This window comes from Kosakonia sp. (assembly GCF_032052965.1).
Taxonomy (GTDB): Bacteria; Pseudomonadota; Gammaproteobacteria; order Enterobacterales; family Enterobacteriaceae; genus Kosakonia.
Genome location: NZ_DAMBVN010000019.1, coordinates 1 through 12847, shown reverse-complemented (window position 1 = coordinate 12847; position 12847 = coordinate 1). Strand labels below are relative to the sequence as shown.

Below are 12847 nucleotides of genomic sequence, written 5' to 3'. Positions count from 1 at the left end.
TAGGCAAACATTGGGGAGAAATTCTGTGCAGAAAACAGCATTAATTGTCGGCATTAGTGGTGTGATTGGCCGCGCACTGGCGGAACAACTCACTGGCGAAGGCTGGCGGGTTTACGGTCTGTCGCGCGGACGCGGTGAAGTCCCCGCCGGGTGCATCAGCCTGATTGCGGATTTAACGGATGACCAGGCAGTAATCACGGCGCTGCGCGACATAACGCCAGACGCGCTGTTCTTTAGCGTCTGGGCGCGCCAGCAAAATGAGCAGGCCAATATTCGCGTTAACGGCGCAATGGTCAAAAACGTCATCCATGCGCTGGGTGAGCGACTCCGTGGCGCGCACGTTGCGCTAGTGACCGGCATGAAACACTACCTTGGCCCGTTCGAGGCATATGGCAAAGGCAACGTGCCGGTAACCCCCTTCCGTGAAGAGCAGGGCCGCCAGCAGGTGGAAAACTTTTACTACGCTCAGGAAGATGAAGTATTCGCCGGTGCAGAAAAATATGGCTTCCGCTGGAGCGTTCACCGCCCGCATACCATCATTGGTTATGCGCTGGGTAATGCCATGAATATGGGGCTAACGCTGGCGGTCTACGCCACGTTATGCAAGGAAAAGGGCTGGCCATTTATCTTCCCCGGTTCGCCCGAGCAGTGGAACGGCGTGTCGGATGTCACGGATGCGGATGTGCTGGCGGAACAACTGAGTTGGGCGGCGCAAAGCCCGAATGCGGCCAACGCCGATTTTAATGCCGTAAATGGCGATGTGTTCCGCTGGAACTGGCTGTGGCCAAAACTGGCAGATTATTTTGGCATTGAACCGGCGGATTACCCGACCAGTATGCTCCCGCTGGAAGGCCGCATGCAGGAAGCCGCCACCGCCTGGCGCGACATTGCACAGCGCTATCACTTGCGCGAAAACGATGTCAGCAAGCTCGCCTCCTGGTGGCATACCGATGCCGATCTCGGCCGCCCGATGGAAGCCTTTGCGGATATGAGTAAAAGCCGCAAAGCCGGGTTTACTGGCTATCGCTGCACGCTCGATTCGTTCATGACGCTCTTTGACCGACTGCGGGAAGAACATATTATTCCGCGTTAACCCGCTTGCCCGGCGCCCGAAACGGCGCCGGGCGCACCGTCAGTTTAGCGTCAATGCTGTCTGCGGGCCCTGCTCTACTCTCGCTCCCTCCTGCGCAGTGATATGCACATCACTGCCTGTGCCAGAGACATAACGGGCCTGCACCCCATACTTGGAAGAAATATCAATATGTTGCAGCGAAACGCCCTGCACCAGCGACTCCGGCAAGCCGCTAAAAATCATGGCATGATTGGCATTGGTGGCGGTGAGATACGAAATATTCACGCCGTTGATTTTCGGCGTGGTGGCGGTGATAGCGGCGTTATCAAGCGGCGAAATTAAGGTGTTACCCTGCGCACCCGACTGACCACTGTAACTATTGGTGACCAGCACTGGCGTGGCGACATGGGTCATCGTCAAATGGTCCGCCACCAGCGGACCAATAGTATTGCCACGATCGCGGGCAGATTTAATGCGCAGCCCATTTTCCGTGTTCAGGAAAGTGACATTGCTGACCGTGACCCGCCCGATCCCGTTGGCGGTTTCGCTGCCCAGCGAAATACCGTGTCCATCGCGCATGATGGAATCGGTGATGGTGATCTCCTTCGCGGGAGCGCCCGTGCCGGGAACCAGACCCGATTTGATCGCGATATTGTCATCACCTGTGTGAATGTCGACATTCGAAATATGGACATTACTTGAGGAGACAATATCCATGCCGTCAGTATTCGGCGACGTGGTCGGGTTGCTGATGTTCACCTGATGGACATCAATATTGTCGCTATTGCGGATAACGATGTTCCACATAGGCGAGTTGGTCAGATGAAGCTGCGCGATCTTACCGCCCTTCACTTCATTGAACTCCACAAACCATGGGCGTGGCGCGCCATTAGCCAACGGGATGCCGGGGAAGCGATCGGTAAATGCTTTGGTATTGCCGCTGCGCACTTCTGCGCGGATCTTTAGCGCTTCCGGCCACCAGCTTTGCTCGCCATCGCCATCCAGCGAACCGCCCCCCGTAATGGCCACATTCTTCACCTGGCTGGCAAAAATAAAGGCTTCGTTGGTGCGTGCCGGGTGACCAATAAAGGCCGGGATGAATTTCCCTTCCTGGTTGCTGGCTTTCAGCGTTGCCCCTGGCGCTATATTCAGGGTGATATTGCTACGTAGCTGGAGCGGGCCGCTTAGCCAGACCCCGGGCGATAACAACACAGTACCGCCACCACGCTGGCTGCATTGCTCTATTGCTTGTTGGATAGCATCGGTGTTGAGGGTTTTTGCATCGCCCTTACCCCCAAAATCGTCAGGAATACAGTGGGTAGGCGCGGCCTGCGCCATCGCAGATGAAAAAGCGCCACAGCAGATCAGCGCAAGCAGAGATTTGTTCATAGGTCCTCGATTGATAAGTCAATTGCCAAAGTCCATTGATGCGGTAATTTACTTTAGGGCATGAAATGCACGAGAACTATTGTGCAAAAGCACTTATTTATGGCTGATTTATAAAAGATTTATTTACTAACAGCCTGGATGCCTGGTGCGCCCGTCCAGCCGGGCGCACCGGGCATCATCAGGCCCGGGTCTGAAACATAAGGGTATCGGTAGTAAAAGACCCCTCATCACCGATCAGAAAGTGCTGTTTTACCTCTTCAGACGTGTGGCTTTGCAAGTAGCGAATCGCCCCGCGCAACACCTCCGGCGTTTTCATGCGTTCCACCCACGAGCTGTACTCCAGCGCCAGCCTGTCCGAAACCATTTTTTGCACCGTCATGCCGCTTTGCTGAGTCATTTGCAGCCACTCTGCAGGGGAGTAGTTGCGCACATGAGACGGGTCGCGCAGCACCTCAATGGTTTGCAGCCAGATGTCGAGAACCGGGCGCCCCGGCGACGCGATATCCATCAGAATAAATTTTCCACCCGGTTTCAGTACGCGTTTCACTTCGCGCAGCGCCAGCGCCACATCATGCCAGTGGTGGGCGGAATAGCGGCTGATCACGACGTCAAAGGCGGCGTCGGTAAACGGCAGCTTTTCTGCCGCGCCATGCACGGTGGTGACATTACCAAGCTGGCGTTCGACGGCCGCGTGACGCACCACCTCAAGCATTTTTTCCGACAGATCATATGCTGTTACGGCGCGTGTTACCCCGGCCGCCACAAAACTGGCGTGCCCGGCACCACAGCCTAAATCCAGTACGGCACTTTCGGTATCGTCTGCCAGCCACTCTGCCAGCCGGGTTAAATCTGCCCCCTGCGCATGAACCTGACTCTGCAAGTAAGCCTGCGCCTGATCGCCAAATTGCTTTTGGGTTAACTCATGATGATTGACTGCCATTCTCTTTTCCTTTTTCAGCACGACAAAAAAACCTGCTCTGAGGCGACTATACGGGGCTGTTTATATTGGTACAATATTGGCATTTATACTGGTATTAGCGAGTACCCCCCATGGAAAATACCCTCTTCGCCGGGCCAAAAACGCTTGGCGCGTTCCTGCGTTCGCAGCGAGAAAACACCCAACCTGCAGACATTGGCTTACCGGCGCAGGGCCGGCGGCGCACCCGCGGGTTACGCCGGGAAGAGGTGGCACAGCTCAGCGGGATAAGTACAACCTGGTACACCTGGATTGAGCAGGGACGGGACATTGTCGTGTCTGCGCAGACGCTGTCGAATATTGCCAGCGTGTTGAAAATGAAACCGACAGAACGTAAGTATCTCTTCCACCTGGCAATGCAAAACGATCCGCAGGAAGAACAGGTCGTCACGGTAGAGGAGGACGTGCTGGCAACGGTCACTCAGATGGCCTGCCCCTGTTATTTACTTGATCTCACCTGGAATATGCTGGCCTGGAATCAGGCCGCCGAAGCGCTGTTTAGCGGCTGGCTGGGTAGCGTGCCTGCACCCAACATGATGGATTTTATGTTTCGTTATCCGCAGGCCCGTACGCTGGTGGCCGACTGGGAAACGCGCGCCAGCCGTATCGTAGCGGAACTGCGCGCCGATGCAATGCACTACCCTCATGACCAGGATCTGAATCACTTTGTGCAAAGCCTGAGTAATGACAGCGATCTGTTTCGCAGTTTCTGGTCACGCCAGCAGGTGGTGGTGCGCGAAGGTGGAGAGCGCGTGTTTAACCATCCCCTTCAGGGCGAGCTGCACTATCGACAGATGACCTGGCAACTGACCAGCAATCGTTCTGTCAAAATGATAATGTTAATGGCGGTGTAATTCTTCCCCCTCCGACTGCTGTGACGGGAGCGCTTATGGCGTGAAGAGAGAGAGAATATATTTTGAACCAGCAGGAATAAAAAAATCAGGCCAGTAAACTGACCTGATTTTTATTATTTGCGGAAATCGAGCGGCATCTGAGAAGAGTGAATCCAGGCAGAAAAATTATTAAATGCAGTCATGGATGACTTACAAAAAATACATTTTGCGCCAGACGGATTCTTTTCAGTGACATCGAAACTGGAAATCCGATATTGCGTTCCGCTACAGCAAGGGCAGCGGAAATGAGTACGATGAGTAATCTTTAAATCCTTAGCGGGCGACGACGTTTGCCGCAGCCGGGCCTTTCGCACCATTTTCAATGGTGAATTCAACTTCTTGATTTTCTTCAAGAGTACGATAGTTATCGCTCTGGATAGCAGAGAAGTGTACGAACACATCTTTACTGCCGTCTTTCGGAGAAATAAAACCGAAGCCTTTCTCAGCGTTGAACCATTTTACGATACCAGTCATTTTAGTAGACATACTTATTACCTTCTAATTTTGTTAGCCTTTTCGGCAGCAATGGTCTGAGACATTATTTTTATCAGAGTGTAAAGCGAAGACCCAAATAGAAGTAGCAAGGTGGTACTTAGAGATGAGAAAGACTTTAGTGAACTGCTGGAGATAATGATTATCAAACCGACGACGCATTAACGCACGGCAGAGACATGGATGCAAGCCCTATTTTAAATTTATTTTCCATGTGTCTGTTTTTTTTACTCTCCGCGTACCATTTACCGTGGCGGCAAACGGCCAGTCATACAGGGCCGCCAGCAAGATAGCCCTGTTCATGCAGAAGCATGAAATAGCTGCACTGGCGTTAACCAGTGCAGGGATTTATGCACGAATGTCATCGTATTCGCGTGTGTTATCAAATTCGTGTTTGGCGAACGGGCACAGCGGAATAATTTTGCGCTTCTCAGCACGCATTTTTTCTACCACTTTCGCGACCAGTTGTTTGCCTACCCCCTGCCCCTTCAGGCTCTGATCGACATCGGTATGCTCAATAATGCTCAGATGATCGCCCGTGGGCACAAAAACGATCTCCGCCACCTGGCTCCCTTCGGCATCATTCACATAGAACTTGTTATGACCTTCCAGTATTTCCATCATTGTCTCACTCAGTTATGGCGGTACTTCAGCGCACCGCTCGGGCAGGTATCAATAATTTTCACTACTGTGGCAGCATCTACTTCATCCGGGATGATCCACGGTTTGCGTTTCAGGTTGAAGAGCTTAGCGCTGCCGCGCACGCAATTTCCAGCATGCTGACAAACGTCTGTGTTGAAGTAGACGTCGATTTTCTCTCCGGTATAGACCCGGTAACCCGCGTCCAGTAGTTCCTTATCCATGACATTGCCCCGATTATTATTGGTGTTGAAAATAAGCATAGCTCTGACGGGAGACTACAAGGTACCTGCCTGTCTCAGCAATATCGGCGGATCTGAAAGCCTTCATCTGCTGTCGGTTCGACGAAATAGCGTGTGATCTGCTCAAACTGCTGCTCAGTGGCAGCGAAATCATGCTGGCCTGCGGCATTTCTCTGGCGTAGCCGCGCTTTGCACACCTCATCACTCACGTCGAGATAATGCAGCAAATGTTCTGCGCCAGAAGCGTTGATGATGCTCATCATCCACTCTCTGCTGGCAAGCGTATTGGCCGGGAAATCCAGCACGACATTAACGCCAGCATGCAGTAATGCAATGACATGCGGTTTGATGGCCAGTTTGAGTTTCGCGGAGTACTGAACATAGTCCTGCACAGAGTGCATAAGATCGCTAAACAGCGGCGATAACCAGCTGTCCTCGCTCAACACAATGGTGCCTGGTGTTTTACTCAGTTCGGCGGCAAGGGTCGATTTACCTGCGGCAATTTTGCCACACAGGATATGCAGTGTCGGTCGGGATGGATGAAGGTCAGTCATTGAATACCTCACAGGTTGCGTACCAGCAAGGCCCCCGCCGTGCTGGCGGGAAAAAGATGAACGCTATCCCACCCTTCGTATGACGGTGTAAATAATGCTCACAATAAATAATGGGGCTGAATATGTTTTGCGCATGTTATCAACGTAACAGCAATTCAGCCGCATCACCAGCGCTGAATGGCAACCCTGCTGGTCAGCCCGGACCGTCGCTGCCTGCCGCAAGTAGCGGCACAATCACATCACTGAATGGTGTGGGGATGCCGTGTTTTTTGCCGTACCGCTGTACCACACCATTGCGGATATCCCATTCCAGAGGGCGACCCGCCTGGCGGTCAGCAAGAATGGATGTGCCAAGGTCAGCCGGCGCGCGCTGGAACCCGGCCACAATCTCCTGCGGAACATCGTCACTCAGGGTTGCGCCCTCTGCGCGTGCGACCGCAAGGCATTCCCGCAGGTATGCCAGCGCCAGCGCAGTGATGTCCTCGCGTGCGAACATCCCGGCGCGACGCCCGGACAGCACCATCAGCCCTGCTGCCGCATTCTGTAATAACTTGCGCCAGGCAACGGATGGGAAATCGGCGGAGACGTCAACGCTGCAACGCGTCCCGGCTAACGCCGCCTGCACCCGCGTGGTGGCGGGGGTATCGGGCAAGGTCAGGCGCGGTTTGGCGCGCAGCCAGACAGAGGCATCCGGTTCACGTTGCGCGGGAAACCACACGACTGAAGGCAACACCGTCGCGCCCGCCACATACGGGGCAAACTGTGTTTTCTGCTCGACACCATTTTGCAGCGCACAGACCACCGTCTTTTCGTTGCACAACGCTTTCAGCCATGCCGCGCTAGCCGCCAGTTGCGTCGTTTTTACCGCCACAAAAACCAGGTCGAACGGCTGCGTGATAACGCTGGGATCGGTCAGCACCGGGCCGGGTACCACAATGCGCCCCTCATCGTGACGCAGCACCAACTGCGGGTGCGCGGTACGACCACACACGGTAGGAGTGCGGCCAGCCTCATGCATCGCTGCCACAATGGTGGTGCCTATTGCGCCCGGGCCAATAAGGGCAACGCGGGGATTCTCTGAAGCCATATCACTCTCCTGAAGATCATTAGCTGACGAATAATCTCACTCAATATGATACTAACCAGCGGCGATGACAATGCAGGCGAGCGTTAATGCTTTGATCAAGCAATAACGCTGTTTTACGCAAGCGCAGAGAAAGGAAAAATGTGGATCTGCCTGGCAGACCCACGCGGAGAAGATGACGGGTATTATCTGCCGGTGTTAAAAAAGGCCACGGTTTCGGTTAACCGGCGGGTTTGCTCTTCCAGCGCGCTCGCCGCAGATACAGCCTGTTGCAGTAAGACTGAATTTTGCTGTGTCACCGCATCAATTTGTACAATTGCTTCGTTCACATGGCTAATGCCTTTGCTCTGCTCATCCGTGGCGACCGAAATTTCCGACATAATATTCGACACGCGCTGCACTGCGGTAATCATCTCCTCAATGCTGCTGCCAGCGACTTTAATTTGTGAAGAGCCACTCTCAACGCGCGCGACAGACTCCTCAACCAGGCCTTTTATCTCCTGTGCCGCCTGAGAACTACGTAATGACAGACTGCGCACTTCCCCTGCCACGACGGCGAATCCTCGCCCCTGCTCACCGGCTCTTGCGGCCTCAACTGCGGCATTCAGCGCCAGAATATTGGTCTGAAATGCGATGCCGTTGACCACCTCGATAATGCTGGCAATTTTCCCGGCGCTTTCAGAAATACCGTTCATCGTTTCGTTCATGCTCTTCATTGCCACACCGCCACGTGAGGCAATATCCACGGCTTCACTCGCCAGTTGGCGTGCCTGCCCGGCGTTTTCTGCGTTCTGTTTAACCGCTGCGGTAATCTCTTCCATACTGGATGAGGTTTTTTCGAGCGAACTGGCCTGCCGGTCAGAATGCATCGCAATTTCCTGGTTCCCGGCGACGATATCATGCGTGCTGGTATTGATGATCTCCGCCCCATCGCGAATATCTTCTATCACCGCAGTCAATTGCTCACGCATGACCCCCATTTCATGGATCAGGCTTGAACTGTCGCCGGCTTTTTTATTTACCGCCAGGGAGAGATCGCCCGCGGCAATGCGCGCAGCGACATCAACCGCATAACGCGGTTCGCCCCCCAGCGTGCGCAATGTCCCGCGGTTAATGACATAAACCAGAACAGAAAGCAGAATACTGATCGCCACAAACAGCATCAGGTTGTGGTAGAGCGACACCAGAAATGCTGCGTCGATATCATCCACGTACAACCCGGTGGTGACTATCCAGCCCCATGGCGCCCAGGGGATGTTGTACGCAATTTTCGGTTGTGCTTCCTGCTCCCCCGGACGGGGAAACACATAAGCCGTAAAACCAGCCTGATTCCCTTGGGTGACGGACACCATATCTCTGAAAATATAGACGCCATTTGCATCGGCAATATCTGGCCCTTTTCCAATCAGTTTGGCGTTGATGGGATGCATGATCACCTGCGCCTGATTATTCAGAATCGTAAAATAACCGGTGTCGCCATAGCGCAGGTCTTTAATTAGCTGCAGGGCTCGCTGTTGCGCTTCTTCCTGTGATATCAATCCCTTGTCAGCAAGGCCCGCCTGGGTTTTAACAATACTGAGCGCGAGTTGCGACACATGCTGCAGCTCGTTTTTGCGCAGTGCCAGTTGGTCATTTTTAACGGTCAGAGAACCAAAGAAGAGGGTTCCGGCCAGGCATATCAACGCCACGAGAAGAGGGAGCCACAGTTTTTGCGCAAGCGATAGTTTCATGGCATCGGTACCTGTTGTTGTTTTATAGGGCGGGTAAAGCAGCGGTCATAAAATGGCGGCCGTGCCTTTTTCTGTTATCGGTAAATACAGAAGGCAGATTAATGGAAAGATGTAATATATATCTTTGACTTAACCGTTTTAGGTTATAGAAAAGTTAACCACCTGATAAATAGAATTTTAATGGAGGATAAAATTATTCCCTGATGAAAAATTAATGCATAATTTTGAACAAGCTCACAACTTATCCTTCCTGCCTGGAAATTAATAAAGGTTCATCAAACCCGTTCTGATTAATCTCCCGTAATAAAACATCGTTTTAATGAAACGATAATTGCTTCATCCGGGATGATTATTCGCAGAAAGGCCGCAAGGAAAATTTGCGTAATAAGTAAAGGGAATTAAGGGGATCATATGGTTTCAGTCAACAGAGGCTTCATCGTTCACGGTAAAAACATTGGGCTACATGGGGATAAAACGTCTACAGGGGCTGAATGTTATGCAAGCCGGAGCGGATTTACCGTTATGGGGAGACTAAAACTCTGCATTGGCGATAAAACGTCTCCCTGCCCAAAATGCGGGAAAGTGGGTGTGATTGTCACCGGAAATCACCGACAAACAAACGGCGAAGCTGTAGCAGTAGAGGGATCTGTCATCCACTGCGATTGTCCGAGTGGTTCAAATTTCCTTATCGCGCCTGGCACCGTTGAGGTTAATCCCCCTTCCGGGGCTAGAGCGCCTGTAGAGCCAGTGCAGCACGCACAGGCAGCGAAGAAGCAAAACAGCTTTGCTGACACCTGCAAGCCAGAAGATAACCATTTATTGAACGGCGTTTACATCTGGACTGAAACCAAAGGGGCTGGTCATGCTTTTGTTTCGGTGCATGAGAATAACCATGTCTACCTTTATACCTATGGGCGCTATGGTAGAACGAATCCAGGAGGGTTTACGGGTGATGGGATTTTAAACTTTCTGCAAGGTGAAGATGCGAGAGCTTACTATAGAGCCGAACTATACCGGATGGGTGCAAGAGTATTCCGTATAGATGACGCTGACCCGGTGAGAATACGAAAATTTTTCGAAGTGCTATGGAACAACGCAAGGCCAGCTATCCAAACGGAAAAAATGCATGAAACAACAAGAAGAAGAGGCCGTACCATTGATGAATATGATGTTACTGGGAGCAATTGCACTACACATTCAGTAGCAGGTATCAAATTTGCTGGCTCGACGGTTTTCGAACACGGGTATACATCATTAACGACGCAGCTACCTATCGAAGCCGAAGAAGACTTCACCGTTCCTGTATCTCTGCAAAAATACCTCATCGCAAAGGGTAGCAACATGTCCTCAATGCTTGTCATTGAGATGACGAGCAAGTTCCAGGAGCAATACCCTAATTCAGGCAATTTGCGACCAATCCAGGAAACTTACGGGGGTGTCGTTCAGCATGTTGCAGCGGAAGGTGCAGCCACTGGAGATTCATTATCTCCTTATTCCGGCGGTACTGTGGGCGGAGTATTAGGTGGATCTTATGACAATGACGAGTAGAACCAAAACCATCCTCAGATGGTGTGGAATTGGCACTGTATCGCTTTGCTACTATATTGCGCTGGCATTATCGTCTTTCTCTTTTTCCGCATTCAGCGAAAATGAAAGCATGCTTTTCTCAGGTCCAATTCCATTAAAAGAGTACCAGGCATCAATAGACTCGCTCATGCAAGCAACGGATGGCGTTTTTAATGTCGCCCTCTTTGGTTTTACGATCTGCATCCCTCTAATCTTAATAATTTTTAAAAAGGTAAGGTGATGCTAAGACGTTGTGGATCAGGTGGGTGAGTATCGCACTAATGTGCATTGCCTATTACGTTATAGTGCTTTACTTCGATCTTGTCTTCGCTGTTAACTTTTCAGAGACTGTCAGCGAGGGGGGATTTAACCCCCTCCCAGCTGACCGTGTTTCTCTTGAAGCTTTAGGTTATAGAAAAGTTAACCACCTGATAAATAGAATTTTTATTGATGGTAAAATTATTCCCTGAAGAAAAATTAATGCATAATTTTGAACAAGCTCACAACTTATCATTCCTGTCTGGAAATTAATAAAGGTTCATCAAACCCATTCTGATTAATCTCCCGTAATAAAACATCGTTTTAATGAAACGATAATTGCTTCATCCGGGATGATTATTCGCAGAAAGGCCGCAAGGAAAATTTGCGTAATAAGTAAAGGGAATTAAGGGGATCATATGGTTTCAGTCAACAGAGGCTTCATCGTTCACGGTAAAAACATTGGGCTACATGGGGATAAAACGTCTACAGGGGCTGAATGTTATGCAAGCCGGAGCGGATTTACCGTTATGGGGAGACTAAAACTCTGCATTGGCGATAAAACGTCTCCCTGCCCAAAATGCGGGAAAGTGGGTGTGATTGTCACCGGAAATCACCGACAAACAAACGGCGAAGCTGTAGCAGTAGAGGGATCTGTCATCCACTGCGATTGTCCGAGTGGTTCAAATTTCCTTATCGCGCCTGGCACCGTTGAGGTTAATCCCCCTTCCGGGGCTAGAGCGCCTGTAGAGCCAGTGCAGCACGCACAGGCAGCGAAGAAGCAAAACAGCTTTGCTGACACCTGCAAGCCAGAAGATAACCATTTATTGAACGGCGTTTACATCTGGACTGAAACCAAAGGGGCTGGTCATGCTTTTGTTTCGGTGCATGAGAATAACCATGTCTACCTTTATACCTATGGGCGCTATGGTAGAACGAATCCAGGAGGGTTTACGGGTGATGGGATTTTAAACTTTCTGCAAGGTGAAGATGCGAGAGCTTTCTATAGAGCCGAACTATACCGGATGGATGCAAGAGTATTCCGTATAGATGACGCTGACCCGAAGAAAACGAGACAATTCTTTGAAGACCGATGGAGCAAGGGTGAACCAGCGATTCAAACGTCGGAGATGAATGAAACAACAAAGCGAAGAGGCCATACAATCGATGAGTACGACGTAACAGGGAAGAACTGTACCACTTATTCTGTTGAAGGGATCAAGTTTGCTGGTTCAAGAGTATTCGAACACAATTACACATCGACCACGACGCAGATTCCTATCGAATCCGAAGAAGATTTCACGATCCCTGTCTCATTGCTGCGTTATCTTGAGTCAAAAAGCTCAAACTTCTCATCTATGGCAGTTATTGAAATGACGGGCGAGTTTAAAAAAGTGTATCCCAATAAGGACAACTTATCGCACTTCCAGAAATCGCCAAAAGGTAAAATTCAGCATATTGCAGCGGGAGCCGCCGCTACTGGAGATTCATTATCTCCTTATTCCGGCGGTACTGTGGGCGGAGTATTAGGTGGATCTTATGACAATGACGAATAGAACCAAAACCATCCTCAGATGGTGTGGAATGGGTATTGTCACCCTGGGCTACTTCCTCGGGCTGTTCATCGCCTCACAAGCATTCTCGATTTTCTTTGAAAATCAGCTCCTCGTGTCAAACCCTGTTCCATTAAAAGAGTATTACCAGGCTGTTGATTCACTTGCTGAAGCTACAAATGGTGTTTTTGATGCGGCGGTTTACGGTTTTGTGATCAGTGTACCTCTCATTCTACTTATCTTTAAAAAGGTGAGATGATTTGAAAGGCTGCTTAGGATGATAAATAGAACAAAATCTATCCTTCGATAGGGAGGCATTGTCTTAGTATTCGCCATCTACTCTATGACCTGCTCCCCATTGATTAATACACATCGATGTTAGTAATGTCTTCATAAGCC

Annotated in this window: 14 protein-coding genes; 5 read left to right on the top strand and 9 right to left on the bottom strand. The window is 50.8% G+C overall.

All coding sequences use genetic code 11. The features are described from left to right. Nucleotides 1-25 precede the first annotated feature (25 nt). Nucleotides 26-1093, top strand: a complete 1068-nt coding sequence (locus RTX30_RS18715) for an SDR family oxidoreductase (protein ID WP_312691667.1) — start codon at nt 26-28, stop codon at nt 1091-1093. 39 nt (nt 1094-1132) lie between these two features. Here the strand turns inward: RTX30_RS18715 and RTX30_RS18710 are convergent, their stop codons facing one another. Then, complete coding sequence (locus tag RTX30_RS18710; RefSeq protein WP_312691666.1) at nt 1133-2461, bottom strand: glycosyl hydrolase family 28 protein; 1329 nt, start codon at nt 2459-2461, stop codon at nt 1133-1135. Between the two features lie 178 nt (nt 2462-2639). Next, nucleotides 2640-3401, bottom strand: a complete 762-nt coding sequence (locus RTX30_RS18705; protein ID WP_312691665.1) for a methyltransferase domain-containing protein — start codon at nt 3399-3401, stop codon at nt 2640-2642. A 110-nt stretch (nt 3402-3511) separates the two neighbouring features. Between RTX30_RS18705 and RTX30_RS18700 the strand changes: the two genes are divergently transcribed. Further along, on the top strand, nt 3512-4291 hold the full coding sequence (locus tag RTX30_RS18700) for a helix-turn-helix transcriptional regulator (protein WP_312691664.1): 780 nt from the start codon (nt 3512-3514) through the stop codon (nt 4289-4291). 113 nt (nt 4292-4404) lie between these two features. Here RTX30_RS18700 and RTX30_RS18695 read toward each other — a convergent pair whose 3' ends face one another. The 7 genes from RTX30_RS18695 to RTX30_RS18665 all read right to left on the bottom strand — a co-directional run bounded on the left by RTX30_RS18695 (nt 4405) and on the right by RTX30_RS18665 (nt 9071). Then, on the bottom strand, nt 4405-4647 hold the full coding sequence (locus tag RTX30_RS18695; protein ID WP_409429832.1) for a cold-shock protein: 243 nt from the start codon (nt 4645-4647) through the stop codon (nt 4405-4407). Further along, nucleotides 4604-4816, bottom strand: a complete 213-nt coding sequence (cspA, locus tag RTX30_RS18690; RefSeq protein WP_312691663.1) for an RNA chaperone/antiterminator CspA — start codon at nt 4814-4816, stop codon at nt 4604-4606. The genes RTX30_RS18695 and cspA overlap by 44 nt, the downstream gene beginning before the upstream one ends. Nucleotides 4817-5170: 354 nt before the next feature. Further along, nucleotides 5171-5443, bottom strand: a complete 273-nt coding sequence (locus tag RTX30_RS18685) for a GNAT family N-acetyltransferase (RefSeq protein WP_312691730.1) — start codon at nt 5441-5443, stop codon at nt 5171-5173. A gap of 11 nt (nt 5444-5454) precedes the next feature. Then, on the bottom strand, nt 5455-5685 hold the full coding sequence (yjdI, locus tag RTX30_RS18680) for a 4Fe-4S mono-cluster protein YjdI (RefSeq protein ID WP_312691662.1): 231 nt from the start codon (nt 5683-5685) through the stop codon (nt 5455-5457). Between the two features lie 74 nt (nt 5686-5759). Beyond that, entirely contained in the window at nt 5760-6257 is a 498-nt protein-coding gene (locus RTX30_RS18675) for an ATP-binding protein (protein WP_312691661.1), read from the bottom strand. A 193-nt stretch (nt 6258-6450) separates the two neighbouring features. Continuing rightward, on the bottom strand, nt 6451-7344 hold the full coding sequence (locus tag RTX30_RS18670; RefSeq protein WP_312691660.1) for an oxidoreductase: 894 nt from the start codon (nt 7342-7344) through the stop codon (nt 6451-6453). 182 nt (nt 7345-7526) lie between these two features. Then, nucleotides 7527-9071 (bottom strand): methyl-accepting chemotaxis protein, encoded by a 1545-nt coding sequence (locus RTX30_RS18665; RefSeq protein ID WP_312691659.1) that lies wholly within the window; start codon nt 9069-9071, stop codon nt 7527-7529. Between the two features lie 411 nt (nt 9072-9482). On the opposite strand from RTX30_RS18665, the gene RTX30_RS18660 reads away from it, so the two are divergent. The 3 genes from RTX30_RS18660 (at nt 9483) to RTX30_RS18650 (ending at nt 12707) form a co-directional block, all read left to right on the top strand. After that, on the top strand, nt 9483-10619 hold the full coding sequence (locus RTX30_RS18660; protein ID WP_312691658.1) for a PAAR domain-containing protein: 1137 nt from the start codon (nt 9483-9485) through the stop codon (nt 10617-10619). Nucleotides 10620-11314: 695 nt separating this feature from the next. Beyond that, nucleotides 11315-12451 carry a PAAR domain-containing protein gene (locus RTX30_RS18655; protein ID WP_312691657.1) on the top strand — a complete coding sequence of 379 codons (1137 nt, stop codon included), beginning with the start codon at nt 11315-11317 and terminating at the stop codon, nt 12449-12451. A 28-nt stretch (nt 12452-12479) separates the two neighbouring features. Continuing rightward, nucleotides 12480-12707, top strand: a complete 228-nt coding sequence (locus tag RTX30_RS18650; RefSeq protein ID WP_312691656.1) for a hypothetical protein — start codon at nt 12480-12482, stop codon at nt 12705-12707. Nucleotides 12708-12847 lie beyond the last annotated feature (140 nt).